Here is a 21,579-nt window from a genome sequence, read left to right on the forward strand (position 1 = left end):
TGGTAGCGGGAGCTGGATTTGAACCAACGACCTTCGGGTTATGAGCCCGACGAGCTACCAGACTGCTCCATCCCGCATCAATGTTTTTTCAGCTGCTAACACCAACAATCTGGTTCATTGTTGGTGCGGAAGGGGGGACTTGAACCCCCACGCCCGAAAGCACTACCACCTCAAGGTAGCGTGTCTACCAATTCCACCACCACCGCAGCTGTGACGCATTCTAGTCGCATCATTCAGAAAAAGAAAGAACTAAATGGCATTATTCGCCAGTTTTTGGTGCAGTTGGTGAAGTTTCACCCGTATTGGCTGGCGCAGCTGGTGTCGTTTGAGAACTGGTCTGTACAGATTTTAAACCATACGCATCCGAAGTTTGTTTTTTAGCAAACACCGCCAAACTTAAACTGGTGATAAAAAACAAAGCCGTGAGAATCGCAGTTAAACGAGTTAAAAAGCTTGCAGAACCTGAAGCACCAAATACTGTTGCAGCACCACCGCCACCAAATGATGCACCTGCATCTGCACCCTTACCATGTTGAACGAGGATAAGCCCGATCATCAAAACGGCCAAGATGATATGTACAACCAGCACAAATGTATGCATGCTGAACTCCTATTCTTCTGTTTTAGCAAATGCTTGAGCAATTTTATAAAATGACTCAGCATTAAGTGATGCACCACCAACCAGCGCACCGTTGATATCTGGACAAGCAGCTAACTCTACTGCATTTTCAGGTTTGACACTACCGCCATACAAAATCGCTGTATGTTGAGCTTGGGCCGTAATTTGAGTTAAACCTTCGCGAATTTTTGCATGCATTGTCTGAGCATCTTGTGGAGAGGCTGTTTTACCTGTTCCAATCGCCCAAATGGGTTCATAGGCAATCACAATATTGTGCCACTGCTCTGCTTTTACAACCGCCGCGAGATCACAAATTTGTTGTAAGACCACTTGCTCTGCCTGCCCTGCTTCACGTTGTTCTAAGCTTTCACCTACACAATAAATCACTTGAAGCCCAGCATTTAAAGCATTTGATAATTTCGCTTTAATTTTTGCAACATCATCGCCAAAAATTTCTCGACGTTCTGAGTGACCAATCAATACATAATCAATCTGGCTGTCTTTGAGTAGTTCAGCACTCACTTCGCCGGTATAAGCGCCTGTGCCTGGTATTTGAGAAAGATCTTGTGCGACAACTTTGACTGGTGAATGTGCATCTTTAAGTAATTTTTGCACAGACAGTAATGCAATAGAAATAGGCGCAACACCAATATGACATTGTTGTTCTGTAATCGGTGATTGTTGTAAATACTGATTTAAATCTTGAATGAGCTGTTGCGAATTCGCTTGCATTGGGTTCATTTTCCAATTGCCGACAACCCAAGGAGTAATAGTCGAACCCGACATACATCTAACCTTTTATCGAAAATGTGCACATTCTACACGGAATTTATATTTTTAAAGTATTTTTTCTTTATCAATTCAGTCATCTCATTTAAAGTTATAACTTAATATAAAGCAAAGAAACATAAATCATTTCAAAGATAATGTTAAAAAGCCTGATTGGCTCAAGTTATTTTCAAATATGTTTCTATAAAAAATACGTTTAATTCTAGATATTTCTAAGGATCATCGTATAATTTTCGTATTCAAATTATAAAATGAAATTTAATGTGTTTTGGGGATGTCTATGCAAAATGGTTCACCTAAGTTTTCGGGGTATATCCGTCGCTTAGTCGACGAAGGTTTTTTATCTGCCCAGCAAATGAAAGATGCGCTGAGTAATGCTCAAAAAAATAAAGTGAGTATTGTTGCCTATCTCAGTGAAAAACTAAATATACCGCCACTGATCATTGCTGAAATGATCTCCCAAGAATTTGGAGAACCCATTTTTGATCTGGACAGCTTTAATCCTGAAATGCTGCCCAAGGAGCTTATTGAGCCAAATTTAGTCACTAAACATAAAGTGATTCCTTTGGTACAACGTGGCAATATTTTATATGTCGCCACCAGTGATCCGACCAATATAGAAGCGCTGGATGCCATTCGTTTTAACTGCGGTCTGAATATTGAACCGATCATTGTTGAACATCATAAATTAGAAAAATATTTAGAAAAGCACTTTACTGTAGAGGAAAGCTTTAATTTTGGTGATGAAGATTTTGACGTTGATATCATTGCCACTGATGACAATCCTCCATCAAAAGATGATGACGATGAGGCTTCAGAAGAAGAAGCACCTATTGTTAAATATATCAATAAACTCTTGATCGATGCGATTCGTATGGGTGCATCAGATTTACACTTTGAACCTTATGAAAAAAGTTATCGGGTGCGTTATCGTGTAGATGGTGTACTGAGAACCATTACCAATCCGCCCTTACAATTGGCAAGTCGTTTGGCATCCCGCTTAAAAGTGATGTCTAGAATGGATATTTCAGAAAAGCGTGTTCCACAAGATGGTCGTATTAAGTTAAAACTCTCAAAAACCAAAGCCATTGATTTTCGTGTGAACTCATTACCGACATTATTTGGCGAAAAATTGGTACTGCGTATTCTTGATCCTTCCAGTGCCATGTTGGGTATTGATGCATTGGGTTATGAAGAAAAGCAAAAAGCACTATTTATGGAAGCCTTAGAAAAACCTCAAGGCATGTTACTCATTACAGGACCCACGGGTTCAGGTAAAACTGTTTCTCTCTATACGGGCTTAAATATCCTCAATACAGAAAGTTCAAATATTTCCACAGCCGAAGATCCAGTCGAAATTAACTTGGAAGGGATCAATCAAGTCAATGTCAATCTTAAAGCAGGCCTCACATTTTCTGTGGCACTAAAATCATTCCTACGTCAAGATCCAGACATTATCATGGTCGGTGAGATCCGTGACCTCGAAACTGCTGAAATTGCGATCAAGGCGGCTCAAACGGGGCATATGGTGATGTCTACCCTACATACCAACAGCGCACCTGAAACATTAACCCGTTTACGTAATATGGGCGTGCCTTCCTTTAACATTGCCACTTCAGTCAATCTTGTGATTGCACAACGGTTGGCAAGACGTTTATGTAATCATTGTAAAGCACCCGTTGAAATCCCTAGACAAAGTCTGTTAGAAATGGGCTTTACCGAACAAGACTTAAGCAATCCTGACTTACAAATTTTCCAACCTGTGGGCTGTAGTGAATGCCGTGAAGGCTATAAAGGTCGTGTCGGGATCTACGAAGTGATGAAGGTAACACCTGAAATTTCAAAAATTATCATGGAAGATGGCAATGCACTTCAAATTGCAGCGGCATCGGAGAAATTGGGGTTTGATAATCTAAGACGTTCAGGCTTAATTAAAGTCATCAATGGTTTAACTTCTTTACAAGAAATTAACCGTGTGACCAGCGAATAAATATAATCAATATTCAAGGAAATTATGATGGCAGCTAAAAAAGCTCAAATGATGCCTACATTTGCTTATGACGGGGTTGATCGTAAAGGGATCAAGGTCAAAGGGGAACTACCTTCACGTAATATGGCGCTTGCCAAAGTCACCCTACGTAAACAAGGCATTACCATTAAAACTATTCGAGAAAAAAGGAAAAATATTCTTGAAGGTTTAATGAAAAAAGGCATATCCACTTTAGATATTACCATTTTCACACGACAACTCGCCACAATGATGAAAGCAGGTGTTCCTTTAGTACAAAGCTTTGAAATCGTTGCAGAAGGACTAGAAAATCCCTCTATGCGTGAAATTGTACTCGGGATTAAAAGTGAGGTTGAAGGAGGCAATACATTTGCTGGTGCGTTAAGAAAATATCCACGCTACTTTGATAACTTATTTTGCTCTTTGGTCGAATCTGGCGAACAATCGGGCGCCTTAGAAACCATGCTCGATCGGGTGGCAATTTACAAGGAAAAGAGTGAACTTCTTAAACAAAAAATTAAAAAGGCCATGAAATATCCAATCTCGGTCATCGTTGTTGCGATCATTGTTACCATTATTTTAATGGTAAAAGTTGTGCCTGTGTTTCAGGAATTATTTAACTCCTTTGGTGCAGATCTACCTGCTTTTACCCAACTTGTCGTCAATATGTCGAACTGGATGCAAAAATATTGGTTTATTCTAATCCTTTTTATTGGTGTCGTAATTACTGCTTTTTTAGAAGCAAAAAAGCGTAGTAAAAAATTCCAAAATTTTTTAGATCGTACAGCACTGAAACTGCCTATTTTGGGTGATCTGGTCTATAAAGCCATTATTGCCCGTTATAGCCGTACACTTGCCACGACATTTGCAGCAGGGGTACCGCTCATTGAAGCGTTAGAATCCACCGCAGGTGCAACCAATAATGTAGTTTATGAACAAGCGGTAATGAAAATTCGCGAGGATGTCGCCACTGGGCAACAACTAAATTTTGCCATGCGTGCAACCAATAAGTTCCCCTCTATGGCTATTCAAATGGTGGCAATTGGTGAAGAATCGGGTGCATTGGATGCGATGTTAGATAAAGTTGCGTCACATTTTGAAAATGAGGTCGATAATGCCGTGGATGGCTTAACTTCAATGATGGAGCCTTTAATTATGGCGATATTAGGTGTACTTGTGGGTGGCCTAGTGATTGCGATGTATCTGCCTATATTCCAAATGGGTTCAGTGGTTGGTGGATAATGATGAATATGTTCAATGATTTGTTAAATTTCCTTATTCAATCACCAACAGCACTCTATTTGACAGTTGGTGTTTTAGGGCTATGTGTTGGTAGTTTTTTAAATGTAGTGATTTATCGCACCCCCAAGATGATGGAAAAAGAGTGGCGACAGGAATGGCATGCAGAATGCCAACTACTGGCAGGCTCACAACAGATTGTGATTGATGAAGAGAAACTCAGCCTGAGTCAACCAGCCTCTACCTGTCCCAAATGCAAAACTCCAATTCGTTGGTATCAAAATATCCCCATTATCAGTTGGTTGGCTTTAAGAGGCAAATGCGCTTCGTGTCAAAACCCGATTAGCATCCGTTATCCATTTGTTGAGCTTTTGACTGCGGTGTGTTCATTAACAGTCGTTGTTGTTTATGGCCCCACTTTAGAAATGGTTTTTGGTGTACTACTGACTTGGGTACTGATTACACTTACCTTTATTGATTTTGACACTCAGTTACTTCCAGATCGATTTACCTTAACCTTGGCGGCAATAGGTTTAGGTATTAACTCATATGATCTCTATACAACAGCAAGTGCGGCAATTTGGGGTTATATTATCGGTTTCCTATGTCTTTGGATTGTCTACTATCTATTCAAAATAGTGACAGGCAAAGAAGGCATGGGCTATGGTGACTTTAAGCTGCTTGCTGCACTTGGCGCGTGGATGGGGCCATTGATGTTACCGTTAATTATCCTACTGTCTTCTGTAGTGGGTGCGATCATTGGTATTATTTTACTTAAGATTCGTAAAGAAAATGTGCCTTTTGCCTTTGGTCCTTATATCGCAATTGCAGGATGGATTGCATTTTTATGGGGTGAGCAAATTATGAAAGTATATTTGGGTCAATAATTTCAACACAGTATTAGGAATGCGCAATGACGTTTATCTTGGGTTTAACAGGTGGAATTGGTAGCGGTAAATCCGCAGCAAGTCAGTGGTTTGAAACCCAAGGGATTACAGTTGTTGATGCTGATATTGTTGCAAGAGAAATTGTTGAAAAAGGACAACCAGCACTTCAAAAAATTAAAGAGGTTTTTGGGGATTGGGTATTATTAAGCAATGGTGAACTTGATCGTCGTGCATTGAGAGAACATATTTTTAAAGACCCATTAGCACGACAACAACTGGAATCGATTACCCATCCTGCGATTCGTGCTGAGATTATTCGACAATTACAAGCAGCAACCAGCCCTTATGTGATTTTGGTTTCACCACTACTGTTTGAGACCAACCAATATGAACTCACTCAGCACACGCTACTGATTGATGCCAGTGAAGACATGCAAATCTTACGTGCTTCACAACGAGATGGCCAATCCATCGAACAAATTCAAAAAATTATTGCAGCCCAAATGCCGCGTCATGAAAAACAAAAATTAGCAGATGATATTGTGCTAAATAACGGGCATATTGATCATCTATATGCAAAATTAGAATCTTTACATCAACAGTATCTTAAACAGGTACAGCAGTAAATTGTGTGTCTCATCATTTTAAAATAGGTTTCTATCAATCAATTTTGTATCGATTTAACCTGTTTGATCTATTTCTTCTCGTCCAACTGCTTTTGCAAACTGTCTTTATGTGTCAACCAACGCCACGGTTGTAAAGCACCAATGCCCATACCAATCAAACCACACAGCATTGCAAGGCTTATCGGTTCATTTAACAAGGGTACGGCGATAATTGCGGCAATAAAAGGGGCAAGTGTAACGATACTGCCTGTTTTAAAAGCACCTAATCGTTTAATTGCTTCAACATAGGCCAAAGTCGCAATGATCACCACAAAAATACCGTGAAACAACGTTTGCATGACCAAATGTGCTGTGGACACTTGATCTAAATGTTTAGGCAAAAACAACAAATAAATTGGGACATAAACGATCGCTGACCAAATCGCAACACCTGCCATGGCGTGCCATGCGGATAGTTGCCATTGACGCAGTAATACAGTAAAAGTCCCCCACCAAATTGCACTGATAAAAAACAGTAAATCACCAATACCAAAAGCAACGCCTGTTTCGCTATACATCAAAAAACTCATCACAGCAATCGCAGAGAGCATGATGATTAAACTGATCCATATATGTTTATCAAATGGTTGGCGATAAAGTAAAAAACCAGCTAAAGCTGTACACAATGGAATACAGCCATTTAAAAAAATGGCAGCATGCGCCGCAGGGACAAAGTGAAACGCGCTATATGACGTCAAACAATAGGCAACACCGCCAATCATCGCCAAAATAAACGGTTGTTTGTTAAATAGAAAAGCCGTGTCTTTTTTATAGATTAAAATCGGCATCAGAATACAAAATGCCAAAGAAAAGCGTAATGCGGTGATATCCCATGGACTGATATGCCAAATTGCATTCAGTCTTGAGGTAATCGTAAAACCTCCCCAAATACACATTGTAATGGCGACAAACATGTAGCCTTGGGTACGGGAGGTCATCATGTTGCTTCTCTAATCTTACCGATATAATTTAAATTAAATTATTCACTTTGTTGACGTTGACGGCATGCCTCATACAACGCCATACCAGTAGCCACACTTACATTTAAGCTTTGTAAGTTTCCAGCCATCGGAATAAATACAGTTTGATCACATTGCGATTGGGTGATTGGACGCAATCCAGTATCCTCCGCACCCATCACCACACATACCGGTGTTCCTGTAAAATCAAACTTCTGAATAGGCAACGCCTTTTCATCAAGCATAGTGCCGACCACACGAACATTATAATTTTCTTTGATTTGTCCAAGCGTACGCGCCAAATTGGTGACTTGAATAAACTTCACCTTTTCAGCACCGCCTGCTGCAACTTTACGGGCAGTCGGGGTTAGTGTTGCTGCACGGTCTCGCGGAACAATCACCGCCTCTACACCCATAGCTGCCGCTGTACGGATACATGCACCCAGATTATGCGGATCAGTGATATGGTCTAAAGCCAACAATAAAGGTTGCTGGCTTGACTCTAGAAGCTGATCTAAATCTTTTTCATTTAATACAGGATGTGGGCGAACAGCTGCGACCACGCCTTGGTGAAAAGGTTGACCTGCCAACTTTTCCAAGCTGTCACGACTTGCTTTTTGGACACTGATTCCAAAAGGCTCTGCAAGCTGGAGAATGCGCTGTAAACGCTGATCATCACGACCTTTTAAGGTAAATAAGGTTAAAACACGTTCAGGTTCTAACTCCAATAATGACTCCACTGAATGAACGCCATAATAATATTCGGACTTCGCCATGAACAACCTCATTAACAACATGATGATAGAAATGAAAAATCCTGCAAAGCCAACTTTACAGGATTCTATTTGATGCTTTAGTTTAACCGATTTCGCTTAAAAATTCTTTGCTTAATTTAAAAACGATAGGATAGATATGCTTTAAGCAAAGCTTTTTTCATTAGCCTTCTAAATGGCAAACGTAGTCTAAAACATCATCCGTTTCAATTTTAAAACGACTATTACCAGGCACATAGAATGACTGACCTGCGCGGAACAACTCACTTTCTTCACTGTCTGCGATTTTAACGCGACATTCACCAGAAATAATTTCCATGCGTTCAGGCACATGTGTTTCAAATGTTAAAGCTTCTTCTGTTGGAAGAATGACCCCTAAAGTCTTTTTGGTTCCGTCTTCAAACTGCACAGTGTGGCTAATACATAAACCGCCAAAATATACATTAGATTTTTTAACTACTGATACATGATCATACTGAGCTGACATGCGTATTCTCCAGATAATGCGCATTTATAAAAATTATGTTCGATGTAGTTTAATGTTGCTCCGCAAACTAATCAATCTATGTTTTTAAGCTTAAGCTATTTCTATTTTTAGTCTGTTTTATCAGTTCGCTTAGATCAAAGCTTAAGCTTCTCTAACAATAAAGACCCAAAACCACAATACTTGTCACCAAGCATGCCCACCCAATGCACGATCAATTCATTCCCTACTTAGACTGAAGAAATGTCTTGTTTCAATATTGGCCGATAAAAGATGCAGATCAATAGATTCAAATGTCTATTGCATAAAATCAGTCATAAAAAATCTAGATACCTGCTTCATTTTTTATTTAATTCAATAAGATTTATCTATTTTGATGTTTTTACTGGCAACTTAAGCAAAGGAAATTACATTTTCATATTAAAATTATTTAGAATGCTTAAAATTACTTCGTATTAGAATACGTTCTGACTTGTGACCACAACAAAACTTCACTATCTTAGAACTTCACCGTTCGCAGCTTGGATGCGTTTATGCTGACACACTTAAATCTGATCAATTTTGCTTTAGCCGATAACCTTGCTATTGATATCGAGCAAGGGTTCAACGTGCTTACAGGTGAAACAGGTGCGGGTAAATCATTATTATTAGATGCGTTGTCAGCCTGTTTAGGAGAGCGTACCGATACCAATTATGTGCGTTATGGTGCTGAAAAAGCCGATATTACGGCGGTTTTTAGCTATCAAGTACAGAGTCCAGAAGCCAATTGGCTGAACACTCATGAATTAGATGATGAATCTGGTGAAATTCATTTAAGACGGGTGATCTTTGCAACAGGTCGCAGCAAAGCATGGATCAATGGCCGTCCCAGTAGCCTCGCTGAATTAAAAGAACTTGGACGCCTCTTGGTACAGCTATACAGTCAACATAGCCAACAACAACTGCTTGAACCGCCCTACCCAAAGCATTGGTTAGATCGTTATAGTAATTTTTATCAGCCTGCGCAAGATGTGCGGGATGCGTATAGCACTTGGCAAAAAAATATTCGTACACATCAAGCAGCGATTGATGCACAAGCCAATCGCCTGCAACGTATTGACACTTTAAAATTACAACTTGAAGAACTAGAAGATGTCATTCGTATTGATTATAAAGAAATCGAACAAGAATTTGATCGTTTAAGTCACCATGAACACATCATGCAAGACTGTGGCTATAGCTTAAATGTTCTTGATGAATCTGAACAAAATATTACCCAAGAAATTTCTTCAATTATTCGACGTTTAGAATCGCATGCTGGACGAAGTGAACTGCTGTCTGAAATTTACAATTCATTGATCAACGCACAAAGTGAAATTGATGACGCAACGGCAAATTTACGTCAGTTTATAGACCGTCAAAGTTTTGATCCTGAACGTATGGATGAGCTAAATACACAACTCGAAGTCTTTCATCGCTTGGCACGTAAATACCGTATTCAGCCCGATGAACTCAAACAGCAATATGAAACATGGCAAAATGAATTAGAGCAACTACATCAACTTGAAGATCCTGAAACCCTCGCTGAGCAAGTTGAACAATCTCATCAAGTGTTTGTAGAGAAAGCACAACATTTAGATCAGATTCGTCGTGATGCTGCTGAACCTTTAGCCAAGCAACTGACTGAGCAAGTCAAACAACTGGCGCTACCAGAAGCACATTTTGAATTTAAATTTGAACCGCTGGAACAAGTTTCTGCTGAAGGTTTAAGTTTTATTCAGTTGCTCTTTACTGCCAATAAAGGGATTCCACCTCAACCGCTGGCACGTGTTGCTTCTGGTGGTGAGCTGTCACGTATTGCATTGGTCATGCAAGTGATGAATGCCGAAAAAACTGAAGCAGAAGTATTAGTGTTTGATGAGATTGATGTCGGAATCAGTGGCGGTACCGCTGAAATTGTCGGGCGCTTATTGGCAGGCTTGGGGCAACACGTTCAAATTTTATGTATTACCCACCAAGCTCAGGTTGCGGCCCAGTCCGATCAACACCTATTGGTGAAAAAACTACAAACAGATCCTGCAAGTAGTACCATCGTTGCACTAGAAGAAGAGCAACTTATTTTAGAATTGGCTCGTATGACAGGTGGTATTGAAATCGGTGAAACTACCTTGCAACATGCAAAACAATTAAGACAATTGAAATTTCAGCAGTCTTAATACCTCAATCTAGTGTATAAAAAATAATACCCATATAAAAAACCAGTCAGCACGCGACTGGTTTTTTATTCCTATTTTGGAATAGAAGCACTTTCATCTATTCATTCGCCCTATTGTCATCGCTTTTATAGAGACGCACATTTTTATTTGGACACCATTTTGTTTATATTTTAAACATATTGATGAAAAACTTAGGCTGTTTTTGCAGGCTTTTAAAATATTCACAACCTATTGATATTAATTGTGCTATTTATATAGATATAGATTTTATTTAAACAATTAAAAATATTTAAGCGGATTGAAAAGGAGTTGCATATCGGTGCCAAAACAATATCTTTCTCATCGCTGCTTGATTGCACCACCTGATCTTGCTGATGATTTCTTTGCCAATACAGTAATCTATCTTGCCCGTCATGATGAAGATGGTGCGCAAGGTATTATTATCAATCGACCTTCAGGTATTCAAGTCAAAGAACTTCTGAATGACTTAGAAATTGAAGCAGATAATGTGCATCCGCATGAAGTCTTACAAGGTGGTCCATTGCGCCCTGAAGCGGGTTTTGTGATTCATACAGGACAACCAACCTGGCACTCTTCGATTGCCGTGGGTGAAAATCTGTGTATTACCACCAGCAAAGATATTTTAGATGCGATTGCACACAATGAAGGTGTTGGTCGTTATCAAATTGCATTGGGCTATGCCAGCTGGACTAAAAATCAACTTGAAGATGAAATTACCCGTGGCGATTGGTTGATTTGTGATTCGGATATGGATTTGGTGTTTAATTTGCCTTATACCGACCGTTGGGATGCTGCTTATCGTAAAATAGGGATTGATCGTACTTGGTTATCTTCTGAGATTGGACATGCCTGATTTTAATTCCCCACAACTGATTATTGCATTTGATTTTGGTACACAAAAAACGGGAATGGCTGTAGGCTCCTCCATGATTGAAAGTGCAACACCGCTTGCACTTTTCCCAATGAAAGATGGTATCCCCAATTGGGATGAACTGCTTAAGATCATCAAACAGCATCAACCGAATTTATTTCTGGTTGGCTTACCGTTAAATATGGATGATTCCGAGTCAGAATTATCCACACGCGCACGCAAATTTGCACGACGTTTACGTCATCAAACCAATATTGAAACCCTAATGGTCGATGAGCGCTTAACCACACGTGAAGCACGAGATGAACTCGATCATTACCACGCGCAAGGTCGAGCAAAGAAATTAGCAGCGGATAGTATTGCAGCTGCTTTATTTATTGAAAGTTGGTATCGAAACCCTGAAGGAATTACCCCTTAAGCTGAGCATTAAAAATGTCAAAAACTTATGTCATCTACGGTGTAAGCAAAGGCTTGGGACAAGCTATTTTACACGCAGTACCTCAAACACAAGATCTGGTTTTTGGTATTTCACGTTCTCAACCACAGTGTGAGCATCCTCATTTCAAATGGATCTCTGCTGATTTATCAAAACCTGAACATGCTCGGGATTTAGTTAAAAATCAAATTCAAAACCAGCCTATAGATTATCTGATTTACAATGTCGGGATCTGGGAAACAAAAGCCTTCCAAGCAGATTATGACTTTGAACAATGCACTGACATTGAAATATCAAATTTAATTTATACCAATATTCAGTCCTGTATTTTGGCAATTCAATCCTTGATTGAGAATCTTAGACTGTCTCCAAATGCAAAAATTATCTTGATTGGTTCAACCTGGGGACTAGATAATCATAACGGCAAAGAAGTGGTGTTTTCAGCCAGCAAATTTGCCCTCAGAGGCATTGTCCACGCCCTCCGAGAAAGTTTACGCAAAGACCAGATTGGAGTAAGCATATTAAATCTAGGCTACTTGGCCACTGAGTTTGATCTGGATACATCTGTAGATGAAGTTTTACAACAGAGTGGTCATGAGTTAATTCCCTTACAAGACGTTATTCTTGCCATCAAATTTATCTTATCCACCAGTCAAGCCAGCTGTGTTAAAGAAATTAATATGCCCGCTATGGCAGACCTAAATCTATAAAAAAACCCATTTTTCAATGGGCTTCAAGATCAAAGTTTAATGATGGATACTGCTTATTTTTTTGCTTTTTCCAAAATATGTACTGTCACGGTACGCCCTGCAACAAAGGCCAATGAATCATGGGGAACTTCATCTAAAATAATTTTCACAGGTACCCGTTGGGCCAAGCGCACCCAGCTGAATGTTGGATTCACATTGGCCAATAGACCCGATGAAGTTGTTCGTTCGCGGTCTTCAATCCCAGACGCAATCCCTTGAACATGGCCTTTATATTTCAAAGAATCGCCCATGAGTTGTACTGTTGAAGGATCACCTAGATGTATTTTATTGAGTTTGGTTTCTTCAAAATATCCCACAACATAGAGCTGTTTACGATCAAGTAAAGCTGCAACAGCTTGCCCAACTTTGACATAATTCCCTGCACGCAAATCAAAATTTGATAATGTTCCATCTGCTGGTGCAATCACTTCTGAACGTTGCATATTCAATTGAGCCAAATGCACACTACTGGTTGCTGCCTCAATCAAAGCTTTTTGTTGTTTGATATTGGCTTCTGCTTGTTGTACCGCAGCTTGCAATTGTTGATGCTCTGCATGGGACTGATCTCGTGTAGCAAACATCTGATCTTGTTCTTGTTTAGAGATCGCACCATTCATCAGGTCTGCATATCGATGTGCATTTTTATCTGCAAGATTGATATTGGCTTTTGACTTCACAATATTGGCTTTTGCCTCAGCAAGCCCCGCTTCTGCTTCAGCCAGTCCTGACTGGGCTTTTGCAAGATCTGATTTTGCTTGTTCCACGTCTAAAGTTTGGCGTGCTAAATCAATTTTAAAAAGCACCTGCCCTTTTTTCACTGTTTGGTTATCTTGAACCATCACCTCTGTGACTAAGCCAGCAATATCAGAAGACACTTGAATAACATCGCCACGGACACGCCCATCACGTGTCCAAGGTTCTGCATTATAGTAATTCCAGATATGCAGCGCACAAAATATCGCAATAATCACCACGATACCCAATGATATCGGCCGGATTGCCTTACGTATATCAAACGTATTCATTTCAATTTTCCAATCATTAAACTTAAAAGTAAATCAGCTCTATTGCAGCGGCTAAGTCGTCACCTGAATAAATACCCAATGAATCGACCATAATAAAATCAAATAGATACAGATGTTAAAAATTCCAGGTAATGCAATCCATTCTTTTTCAACCAAGCGATCTGTGCCAATACACACCACTTTCCAGATGATGAATGCCAGAATTGCTTGAATTAAAAATATTGGGACATAAACACCATAAATGTTGAGCTCACCCATATTTATGCTCCCAATAAAACAGTTGAAGGTTGCGCATCAACCAGATGAATATGACAAATACTATTGCGAATATTATTCACAGAAATTTCTATACGCTGTCGGATATCTTGATCACCTACCGCTTGCGCATCTTGTAAGACTTGATCAAATTGCTGAATCAATGCTTGTCGTAAGTTATCATCAGGCTGAGTTACTGCTTTTTCGCTTAACCACTGGTTAAGTAAGCCTTGTAATTTAACAATTGCACTGGTCGTCGTAGATTCAGGCGACAATTTTTGGACCAACTCCTGCAAACGAGTTAAATCAATTGCGGCACTCGACTCAATCAAAGCATTGTTAATTTCGATTTTGAGCTGTTCTGACTGAATCAATTTGGTATTTAACACGCCAATACGATCAAGCATGCTGCGTAAATGAATTCTAAAGCCCGTTCCATAAGACATCGCAATACTTTCCCGCATGGCTTTATAGTGTAAAGCCAACATCCGTTTTACTGTCATTTCAGGGGACATTGAACGTACCATTTGCATAATACAAACCGTGATAATCGGCCCAATCACGGTTGCAATCGAAGCATCAAAAAAGGTGATCTGATCCATCAAATAACGGTTTTGCAGATTTAACCCCATAATCGTACTCATAATCAGCGGTAAGCCCAGTGCATGCAAAGGCGGATGTAAATACAACATCACACAGAACATAATAAAGGGGGCTAATACAACGGCTAACTCCCAAAATGCGGTGATATGCGGAAAAATCCCATATGCATAAATAAAAACCAAAATAGCGGCATAAATACTGGAGCGGATAAATATTTTTAGCGCAGGTACAGGGTCATCTAAAAAGGTCAAAATACATGCTGTAATTGCGGCCATTTCTGCCACCATAAAGCCCATTTTCCAGCCACTTAAAATCCAAAATGCACAGGCAATGTTGGTGGTTAAAAATGCCGATATCCCGCCACGAACCGCAACGCCATAATCACGATGTAAACTGGGATAGGTTGTGGTTAAAGGTACAATGGACTCAGGTAAGCTATGATTGCCTTGTTGCATGCATTGCCAAATAAACTTCACTGCACGAACATTTTGAATAAAATGGCGAATATCCATTTTTAGACTGCCCAAAATCACCTGTTGTTTAGCAGTTGCATGTTCAGTGATGGTTTGAAATTCTTGGTCAAAATGTTCAGGTAAGTGCTTGAGCTCATCTTCAAGAATGGCATTCTCACCTTCTAAAAAATCATCAATCTTTTGATGAAACTCAAGCAGATACGGACGATAAGTTAAATCAATTTGATCCAGTTGCTTGATCCGTTCTGACATTGCGACCAAGTTAGCCACTAACATCGTCACTTGATGTAGCAACTCTTGGAGTGGTTTGGTCATGCCCTTAAATTTTGAAGTTTCATAACTTAAATGCACAGCCATACTATGAATATCTGTTGTATCACGCGTGATATTGGTCAATAGCTGAGTATAATTATCTGTATGTGCCGGATCAGACAAAATTGAGTCAAAAGCCTGTTTAGTGTCTTGCATGGTTTTAGTGACACGGAGTTCGACCACAGGCCCAATATGCATAGGAAATATAGTGGCAGAGACCACAGCACTACACACCACACCCAATGAGATTTCTAAGAAACGACCCACAGCCATGTCGAAAATAGACACCGTCTCGATATAATAAATCGAGTTAAAACAAATAATCACTGCGGTATAACCCGCTAACATCACCACATAACTGCGTGGTGATCGGTCAATTAAAGACAGATATAGACAGATCCCCACCCAAGTTGCCAGTACAAAGGTAAATAACCAAGGGGTATTAACCAAATGAGGCATCACTGCGATAGCAAAAATTGCTCCGATCAAGGTTCCTAAAATTCGATAGATACTTTTTGATGCCATCATGCCCGAATAAGGATTGGCAATCACAAAGACTGTACCAATCGCCCAAATCGGATAGCTCAGGTTGAGTTCAAATGCAATATAAAGTGCCAGCATTCCTGCAATGAAAGTTTTGCTCGCAAAAATCCAATCGAGTTTATTGGGTCTAAAAGCCAATAAGGGTTTGATCAGTAACATGCAAGCAACTCACTATAAATTCAATTTCATTGATTTTCTCTGTCATCTCTAGCTCTCTAAGATCTAGGAAGCTGATATTCACCACTTTTATAAGGGCTTGTTGTACACATCACATTTTCTTTTCTTAGCGACCAAAAAACCGCACTGCTTAGTCAAATAAACAGTGTGGTTTTAAATAAAGATGTGAATAGAAGAACAAATTTAGGCATTTGCTCAAATACAACGATTGAGTAGAGAAGGACTCAATTTATGATAAAAATTTATACTTCTAGAAAAGTATAAATTCACCATTGGATATTCATATCAGCAATAATCTCAAAAAAAACACAAATAATCAATAAAAATATCTCATTTTGATAATACAACCAAATATAATTTACTTTAATGTTCAAATGTAGTGCTTTTTCTCAAAATAACCACTAAAGTTAAAAATGTAGAATCATTTGCATTTACAATGCAAATTCCACTGTTTTTTCTTGAACAATTTGTTATAAAGTAACATTCATTATTATTTTTTTTGATTCTCACTAATTGAGTAGGTCATCAATGGCACTTTCCAGTTTTGGCAAAATTCTCACCGTATTGGATTTATTTTCGGTGTCTCGCCCAGTAATTAATGTCGATGTGATTTGTGAAGAGCTTGGTTTATCTAAACCGACCAGCTATCGCTATTTAAAAGAATTAGTTTCGGCTGATATTTTGCAACGCTTAAATGGAACTTCAGGCGATTACACCCTTGGTCCTAAAATTGCTGTGATGGACTATATTTCTAGAACCACCGATCCATTGGTTCAAATCAGCAAACCATTTATGCAAGAAATTTCAGAACGTACAGAGCTTTGCTGTTTACTGACATATTTAAATGATGACTATTGTATTGATGTTCATCATGAGGTGTATCGTGATGAAACTTTACTTTCTTATGGTCGTGGTTGCCCTCGTCCCGTATTTATGGGCTCTTCACCTAAAGTGATCATGGCGCATTTATCTAAACAGAAAATTCATGAATATTACCTTCGCTTTGCAACACAATTAACTGAAGTTGGTTTTGCTGAAAATGAAGAAACCTTTGTTAATAAAATGAAAAAAATAAAAAAACAAGGTTATTATTTTTCACAAGGCGAACTTGATCCAAATGTTTCTGGCTTATCGATCCCAGTGAAGTTTTCAAGTAAAGAAGCGCCTTTAGCATTGACCGTACTTGCTTCAAAAAATCGTTTTGAATACGTCAACACCCCAAAACTAATTGAAACCTTGCAAGAGTCTGCTGCACAGATTGAAAAACGCTATCAAGCACTCTCTGCCAATGACCAATTATCTGAATTTCACCCATAAGCGCAATCATCTTGATAATTTAACATTTTGTAATGTTTTTATCTCTTGATAATGTTTTTATATTCTCATAATATGATTATGTTCTTCAGTAATCCATGATTTTTTGGACATTGTTTTTGCGAAGACAATTCCTCCTCAGAGTAAAAAAGCCTATGTGTTTAAACATAGGCTTTTTTATGTGCAATTTTTTTATCCATTGAGTTTACTTTTAAGCCATTAAAAAAATAATTAGAGTAATTGGCGAATCATTTTCATTGAGGAATAATCTAAACCAGCCAATAACAATGATGCATAATTTTAATTAAGGAATGTTATGAATATTCTCATCGTCCATGCACACCCCGAACCCCTTTCATTTACAACCGCGATGAAAGATCATGCTGTTGAGGTCTTGGAAAAATTAGGACATCAAGTTGAAGTTTCAGACTTGTATGCCATGAATTTTAATCCAATCGCATCACGAGAGGATTTCTCTGAACTGAGCCATCCTGAATATATGAATTATGCTTTGGAACAACGCCATGCTTATAAAAATAAGCAGATTGCCGCAGACATTCAGATTGAAATTGAAAAAGTACAAAAAGCAGATTTAGTGATTTTAAGTTTTCCCATGTATTGGACATCTGTACCTGCCATCTTAAAAGGCTGGATTGATCGCGTATTCGTTTCGGGTATTTTCTATGGTGGTAAACGTTTTTATAACCACGGCGGCATGGTAGGGAAAAAAGCCTTGTTAAGCTTTACCTTGGGTGGCCGTGAACATATGTTTGGTGATCATGCGATTCATGGTTCAATTGAAGATTTATTACTGCCGATTCAACGTGGAACTTTAGCTTATGCAGGCTTTGAAGTGCTGCCACCATTTACCGCTTACCATGTCCCTTATATTTCTAATGAAGCACGTCAACAAATCCTGCTTGATTATCAGCAATATTTACATGACTTAGAAAATTTACCTGCATTAGACTTTCCTAAACTTGAACAATTTGATGACAAGCTTTATCCACTTGGATAAAAGTAACGAAAGGTCAAATTTACACGAGGCGCTAAAATTCGTGTAGATTTGGCGAGGGTATGTTTCCAATAACGTTGGGTCTGTCCTTGCATCACAATCAATTGACCACTGTGTAAAAGTAAATCTACTTTTTTAGCTTTCCACTTGTGCTTAAAACTGAATTTTCGAGTAGCACCTAGACTCAATGAAGCAATCACCACATTGTGGTTGGGCGCTTCCAATGATGGCTCATCATCACTATGCCAACCCACGCCTTGTGAGCCATTTTCATATAAATTTGCCAAACAGGAATTATAAGTTTGCCCTGTGAGTTGCTCGATATGCTGTTTGAGTCGATATAAAGCGGGATTCCAGATATGGGCTTGTTTTGCCATACCTGAATAATGATATTGGTAATCATCATCGCCATACCACACCACTTTGCGCTCAGTTTTATAATATTGGCCATGCAAATAAACTTCATCATGTTGCCAAGCCAAATGCTGTAGGAAATAATTTAAATATTTTTGACTTTGTTCATGATCCAAAATTAAGCCAAAGTCTTTTACTACCCCATCATAAGGCAGTAAATTATCTTGTGCTTCAGGTTCAAATAAATCTAAATTCATTGTCTAAAATGAGCTACGGGTTCATCCAACAATGAATCAATATTTAACATGAAACAAGTCATTTTTGATCAAAATTGAACAACTTTAATATGAAGAATAGTAGGTCATATCATGGGTAAATATTCAAATTAACTCAGCAAGTTGACGAATTTAAATAGGATTTTGATCGTGAAGATTTGGACTAGTGTAAGACATTATTAAAATCTTTCACAATTCAAAACATAGCAATCACTTGTAGCAACGTTTATTCAGCTTTAGACTAAAACCAAGCTGATAAAAAGCAAAAAACCTATGAATTTATGGCAATTATTTCAAAAATTACGCCCCTTTGTACGCCCCTACCGCTGGCTTGTCATCGTCACCTTAGTGTTAACGTTGATTGGCTCACTCACCGCTCAGGTCAATGCTCTTACACTTAAATATGCTGTAGACAGCATTAACCAACTGATCCAAGCAGGACAAGGCCTAGCGGATGGATGGCACATTATCATTACCATTACTGTGGTTTTATTGGCCAAAGAAGTCATCAATGCAATTGTTCAGTTTGGGCAAAAATCATTTGGTGAAAAACTCAGAATTTTAATTTCACAGGACCTATCTCAAGGTATTATCGAAAAGTTTATTACCTATCGATTGGCCTTTTTCGATCAGAAAAATAACCAAGCAGGAAAATTACAAACCCGTATCGACCGGGGAGTTAGCTCACTCACCCGACTGGTACAAATCTTTTTTATTGATATTTTACCGTTATTTACCAGCGCAATTATTGCTTTAGCCCTAATGTATTATGCCAATTTTTGGGTGGGTGTGGTCGCAACAATCATTGTACCAATTTACTTTTGGCTGACCTTTAAACAATCACAAAAGCTTTCTGGCAAACGTCGAGCCTTGCGCGATAACATGGAAAAGAAGAATCAAGGTATTTTGAGTATTATTAACTCAATTACAGTGATTAAATCTTTTAATAAAGAGGCTGTTGAATCCACCAAGCAACTGAACTTACAAAAGTCACTGACTGAAAATCAGATGCAAACTCGACAAACCAGCTATATCTTTGATGGTTTAAAAACCTTTATCGAACAAGTTGGTGTAGTCCTGATCATTATTTTAACTGCTTACTTTGTTTTAGATGGACAAATGAGTATAGGGATGATCATGTACCATGTATTGTTGTTCAATAACGTGTCTGCACCAATCCGCTCTTTGCACCGTATTTATGATGAAATTAACTCGGCAATGATCTATTCAGAAAGCTTCTTTAGTATCTTAGAAGCAGATCATGAAATCGAAGCCAGTGGCTTAATGAAACCTCAAATTCATGGCAAATTTGAATTGGAAAATGTTGATTTTATCTATCCGAATGGTCATCAAGCCTTACATCGGATTAACATGACTATTCAACCCAATAAAATCACAGCTTTAGTCGGCTTATCAGGTGCGGGAAAATCAACCTTAATCAGCCTATTGGATAAATTTTACGCCCCGAATTCAGGCTGTATCAAACTCGATGGGATTGATTTAGAGCAACTCGATACACACTATTTAAGAGAACATATTGGCTTGGTATTGCAAAAAAACCATATTTTCCAAGGCTCAATTTTAGAAAATATTCGTTATGGTAAGCCCCATGCAAGCAATGAAGAAGTCATCGCAGCTGCAAAAAAAGCCTCGATTCATGAGCAGATTTTAAAATTACCGCATGCCTATGAAGCAGATGCCTTGCTATTGTCTGGCGGACAACAACAGCGTATCGCACTTGCTCGAATGTTCCTTAAAAACCCGCCTATTATCTTTTTAGATGAGCCCACAGCGAGTTTAGATGCCATCGCTTCAGAGCAAATCAAACAAAGCTTAGATGAGATTAAACAAGGTCGAACTGTGATTATGATCTCGCATAGCCTTTCACAAATTATTGATGCCGATTACACCTATGTGATGAAAGAAGGACAAATCGTTGAGCATGGTGAACATCATGATCTTTATCATCAAGATGGTGCTTATAAGGAAATTTTTGATGCGATGGCTAAAAGCTTAAATATCGAAAAAATTGCACGAACTTTTGAAGATGATGGCGAGGAGGAAACCCATAGCTAAAGTCTAGTTAGTGCTTTGTATAAACCTACAGAAGCTCATACTGATTAAATTGATTTCTGCAGCATTGGATCATTCAAGATATGCCTATCTGCAAACGAGATAAATTATCTTTTATGAACTATTCCCACGTACAAATAAAAAGCCACTCTATGTTCTAGAATGGCTTTTTTCTTTTTAGGCTAATGAATTTAGAGGCCTATCATTTCCATTTTACGGCTTGGACTTCAACCTTTTTAGGATTGTCCGTTTCAGCACTACTGCAACCACAACCGCCACCGCATCCACTCACCATCGCAGGCTGAATCCATTTGGCTAAACGATTCCAACCTTGCGACTGACAAAATTGAGCCAGTTTAGAAAACACCGAATACGCTGACTTTGGAAAGACTTTCTTAAATACAAAAATTGCACTCCAAATCACCAATACCGCAATAATCAATAATTCAATCATCTCTAGCTCCT

The 21,579-nt window shown here is 38.8% G+C and carries 21 protein-coding genes and 2 tRNA genes; 11 read left to right on the forward strand and 12 right to left on the reverse strand.

Translation table 11 applies throughout. The annotated features are described in order from the left end of the window. From F981_RS03150 to tpiA, 4 genes are all read right to left on the reverse strand, one after another. A tRNA-Met gene (locus tag F981_RS03150) sits at positions 1 to 77 on the reverse strand. Positions 78 to 121: 44 nt separating this feature from the next. Then, positions 122 to 206: transfer RNA gene (locus F981_RS03155), tRNA-Leu, on the reverse strand. A 53-nt stretch (positions 207 to 259) separates the two neighbouring features. Next, entirely contained in the window at positions 260 to 601 is a 342-nt protein-coding gene (gene secG / locus F981_RS03160; protein WP_004718341.1) for a preprotein translocase subunit SecG, read from the reverse strand. A gap of 9 nt (positions 602 to 610) precedes the next feature. Next, entirely contained in the window at positions 611 to 1,405 is a 795-nt protein-coding gene (gene tpiA, locus F981_RS03165) for a triose-phosphate isomerase (RefSeq protein WP_004718343.1), read from the reverse strand. A gap of 277 nt (positions 1,406 to 1,682) precedes the next feature. On the opposite strand from tpiA, the gene pilB reads away from it, so the two are divergent. The 4 genes from pilB to coaE are packed head-to-tail and all read left to right on the forward strand — an operon-like array spanning position 1,683 to position 6,168. Then, positions 1,683 to 3,398, forward strand: a complete 1,716-nt coding sequence (gene pilB, locus F981_RS03170; RefSeq protein ID WP_035371771.1) for a type IV-A pilus assembly ATPase PilB — start codon at positions 1,683 to 1,685, stop codon at positions 3,396 to 3,398. A gap of 27 nt (positions 3,399 to 3,425) precedes the next feature. After that, positions 3,426 to 4,658 (forward strand): type II secretion system F family protein, encoded by a 1,233-nt coding sequence (locus F981_RS03175; protein ID WP_004718347.1) that lies wholly within the window; start codon positions 3,426 to 3,428, stop codon positions 4,656 to 4,658. Between the two features lie 2 nt (positions 4,659 to 4,660). Then, entirely contained in the window at positions 4,661 to 5,542 is an 882-nt protein-coding gene (locus F981_RS03180; protein WP_004718349.1) for a prepilin peptidase, read from the forward strand. Between the two features lie 26 nt (positions 5,543 to 5,568). Beyond that, on the forward strand, positions 5,569 to 6,168 hold the full coding sequence (coaE, locus tag F981_RS03185) for a dephospho-CoA kinase (RefSeq protein WP_004718351.1): 600 nt from the start codon (positions 5,569 to 5,571) through the stop codon (positions 6,166 to 6,168). A 68-nt stretch (positions 6,169 to 6,236) separates the two neighbouring features. Here the strand turns inward: coaE and F981_RS03190 are convergent, their stop codons facing one another. The 3 genes from F981_RS03190 to ppnP all read right to left on the reverse strand — a co-directional run bounded on the left by F981_RS03190 (position 6,237) and on the right by ppnP (position 8,426). Next, positions 6,237 to 7,148: a DMT family transporter gene (locus tag F981_RS03190; RefSeq protein WP_004718353.1), complete on the reverse strand. Its 912-nt coding sequence runs from the start codon at positions 7,146 to 7,148 to the stop codon at positions 6,237 to 6,239. Between the two features lie 38 nt (positions 7,149 to 7,186). Further along, positions 7,187 to 7,942 carry a 23S rRNA (guanosine(2251)-2'-O)-methyltransferase RlmB gene (rlmB, locus tag F981_RS03195; RefSeq protein ID WP_004718355.1) on the reverse strand — a complete coding sequence of 252 codons (756 nt, stop codon included), beginning with the start codon at positions 7,940 to 7,942 and terminating at the stop codon, positions 7,187 to 7,189. A 160-nt stretch (positions 7,943 to 8,102) separates the two neighbouring features. Next, positions 8,103 to 8,426, reverse strand: coding sequence for a pyrimidine/purine nucleoside phosphorylase (ppnP, locus tag F981_RS03200; protein WP_004718357.1), 324 nt, complete (start codon positions 8,424 to 8,426; stop codon positions 8,103 to 8,105). Between the two features lie 530 nt (positions 8,427 to 8,956). On the opposite strand from ppnP, the gene recN reads away from it, so the two are divergent. From recN to F981_RS03220, 4 genes are all read left to right on the forward strand, one after another. Then, on the forward strand, positions 8,957 to 10,618 hold the full coding sequence (recN, locus tag F981_RS03205) for a DNA repair protein RecN (RefSeq protein WP_004718358.1): 1,662 nt from the start codon (positions 8,957 to 8,959) through the stop codon (positions 10,616 to 10,618). A gap of 319 nt (positions 10,619 to 10,937) precedes the next feature. Then, entirely contained in the window at positions 10,938 to 11,492 is a 555-nt protein-coding gene (locus tag F981_RS03210) for a YqgE/AlgH family protein (RefSeq protein ID WP_004718361.1), read from the forward strand. Beyond that, positions 11,485 to 11,928, forward strand: a complete 444-nt coding sequence (gene ruvX / locus F981_RS03215) for a Holliday junction resolvase RuvX (RefSeq protein WP_004718362.1) — start codon at positions 11,485 to 11,487, stop codon at positions 11,926 to 11,928. The genes F981_RS03210 and ruvX overlap by 8 nt, the downstream gene beginning before the upstream one ends. A gap of 14 nt (positions 11,929 to 11,942) precedes the next feature. Next, entirely contained in the window at positions 11,943 to 12,656 is a 714-nt protein-coding gene (locus F981_RS03220) for an SDR family NAD(P)-dependent oxidoreductase (RefSeq protein WP_004718364.1), read from the forward strand. A 53-nt stretch (positions 12,657 to 12,709) separates the two neighbouring features. Here the strand turns inward: F981_RS03220 and F981_RS03225 are convergent, their stop codons facing one another. From F981_RS03225 to F981_RS03235, 3 genes are read right to left on the reverse strand one after another with little or no spacing between them, the layout of a single operon-like run. Next, complete coding sequence (locus F981_RS03225) at positions 12,710 to 13,720, reverse strand: HlyD family secretion protein (RefSeq protein WP_004718366.1); 1,011 nt, start codon at positions 13,718 to 13,720, stop codon at positions 12,710 to 12,712. A gap of 51 nt (positions 13,721 to 13,771) precedes the next feature. Continuing rightward, the gene (locus tag F981_RS03230; protein ID WP_004718368.1) at positions 13,772 to 13,978 is read right to left on the reverse strand and encodes a DUF1656 domain-containing protein; all 207 of its coding nucleotides are present in this window, start codon (positions 13,976 to 13,978) and stop codon (positions 13,772 to 13,774) included. A gap of 2 nt (positions 13,979 to 13,980) precedes the next feature. Further along, a complete protein-coding gene (locus F981_RS03235; RefSeq protein ID WP_004718370.1) occupies positions 13,981 to 16,065 on the reverse strand; it encodes an FUSC family protein in 2,085 nt (694 codons plus the stop codon). 546 nt (positions 16,066 to 16,611) lie between these two features. On the opposite strand from F981_RS03235, the gene F981_RS03240 reads away from it, so the two are divergent. Continuing rightward, a complete protein-coding gene (locus tag F981_RS03240) occupies positions 16,612 to 17,400 on the forward strand; it encodes an IclR family transcriptional regulator (protein ID WP_004718372.1) in 789 nt (262 codons plus the stop codon). A gap of 313 nt (positions 17,401 to 17,713) precedes the next feature. Then, a complete protein-coding gene (locus tag F981_RS03245) occupies positions 17,714 to 18,415 on the forward strand; it encodes an NAD(P)H-dependent oxidoreductase (protein ID WP_004718374.1) in 702 nt (233 codons plus the stop codon). Here F981_RS03245 and F981_RS03250 read toward each other — a convergent pair. Continuing rightward, entirely contained in the window at positions 18,400 to 19,023 is a 624-nt protein-coding gene (locus tag F981_RS03250; protein WP_004718376.1) for an alpha-ketoglutarate-dependent dioxygenase AlkB family protein, read from the reverse strand. The two genes, F981_RS03245 and F981_RS03250, sit on opposite strands and share 16 nt — an antisense overlap. A gap of 291 nt (positions 19,024 to 19,314) precedes the next feature. Here F981_RS03250 and F981_RS03255 point away from each other — a divergent pair, with 291 nt between their 5' ends. Next, positions 19,315 to 21,117, forward strand: a complete 1,803-nt coding sequence (locus F981_RS03255; RefSeq protein WP_004718377.1) for an ABC transporter ATP-binding protein — start codon at positions 19,315 to 19,317, stop codon at positions 21,115 to 21,117. Between the two features lie 199 nt (positions 21,118 to 21,316). Here F981_RS03255 and F981_RS03260 read toward each other — a convergent pair whose 3' ends face one another. Further along, the gene (locus F981_RS03260) at positions 21,317 to 21,568 is read right to left on the reverse strand and encodes a DUF6587 family protein (RefSeq protein ID WP_004718378.1); all 252 of its coding nucleotides are present in this window, start codon (positions 21,566 to 21,568) and stop codon (positions 21,317 to 21,319) included. Between the last annotated feature and the right edge of the window lie 11 nt (positions 21,569 to 21,579).

The organism is Acinetobacter guillouiae CIP 63.46, assembly GCF_000368145.1.
Lineage (GTDB): Bacteria > Pseudomonadota > Gammaproteobacteria > Pseudomonadales > Moraxellaceae > Acinetobacter > Acinetobacter guillouiae.

Coding starts and splice junctions, on each gene's coding strand:
- F981_RS03260 (WP_004718378.1), bottom strand. CDS start 21,568: ATGATTGAATTATTGATTATTGCGGTATTGGTGATTTGGAGTGCAATT.
- coaE (WP_004718351.1), top strand. CDS start 5,569: ATGACGTTTATCTTGGGTTTAACAGGTGGAATTGGTAGCGGTAAATCC.
- rlmB (WP_004718355.1), bottom strand. CDS start 7,942: ATGGCGAAGTCCGAATATTATTATGGCGTTCATTCAGTGGAGTCATTA.
- F981_RS03180 (WP_004718349.1), top strand. CDS start 4,661: ATGAATATGTTCAATGATTTGTTAAATTTCCTTATTCAATCACCAACA.
- F981_RS03255 (WP_004718377.1), top strand. CDS start 19,315: ATGAATTTATGGCAATTATTTCAAAAATTACGCCCCTTTGTACGCCCC.
- secG (WP_004718341.1), bottom strand. CDS start 601: ATGCATACATTTGTGCTGGTTGTACATATCATCTTGGCCGTTTTGATG.
- F981_RS03250 (WP_004718376.1), bottom strand. CDS start 19,023: ATGAATTTAGATTTATTTGAACCTGAAGCACAAGATAATTTACTGCCT.
- F981_RS03190 (WP_004718353.1), bottom strand. CDS start 7,148: ATGATGACCTCCCGTACCCAAGGCTACATGTTTGTCGCCATTACAATG.
- F981_RS03240 (WP_004718372.1), top strand. CDS start 16,612: ATGGCACTTTCCAGTTTTGGCAAAATTCTCACCGTATTGGATTTATTT.
- F981_RS03245 (WP_004718374.1), top strand. CDS start 17,714: ATGAATATTCTCATCGTCCATGCACACCCCGAACCCCTTTCATTTACA.
- F981_RS03175 (WP_004718347.1), top strand. CDS start 3,426: ATGGCAGCTAAAAAAGCTCAAATGATGCCTACATTTGCTTATGACGGG.
- F981_RS03235 (WP_004718370.1), bottom strand. CDS start 16,065: ATGTTACTGATCAAACCCTTATTGGCTTTTAGACCCAATAAACTCGAT.
- tpiA (WP_004718343.1), bottom strand. CDS start 1,405: ATGTCGGGTTCGACTATTACTCCTTGGGTTGTCGGCAATTGGAAAATG.
- F981_RS03230 (WP_004718368.1), bottom strand. CDS start 13,978: ATGGGTGAGCTCAACATTTATGGTGTTTATGTCCCAATATTTTTAATT.
- F981_RS03225 (WP_004718366.1), bottom strand. CDS start 13,720: ATGAATACGTTTGATATACGTAAGGCAATCCGGCCGATATCATTGGGT.
- pilB (WP_035371771.1), top strand. CDS start 1,683: ATGTCTATGCAAAATGGTTCACCTAAGTTTTCGGGGTATATCCGTCGC.
- ruvX (WP_004718362.1), top strand. CDS start 11,485: ATGCCTGATTTTAATTCCCCACAACTGATTATTGCATTTGATTTTGGT.
- recN (WP_004718358.1), top strand. CDS start 8,957: ATGCTGACACACTTAAATCTGATCAATTTTGCTTTAGCCGATAACCTT.
- ppnP (WP_004718357.1), bottom strand. CDS start 8,426: ATGTCAGCTCAGTATGATCATGTATCAGTAGTTAAAAAATCTAATGTA.
- F981_RS03220 (WP_004718364.1), top strand. CDS start 11,943: ATGTCAAAAACTTATGTCATCTACGGTGTAAGCAAAGGCTTGGGACAA.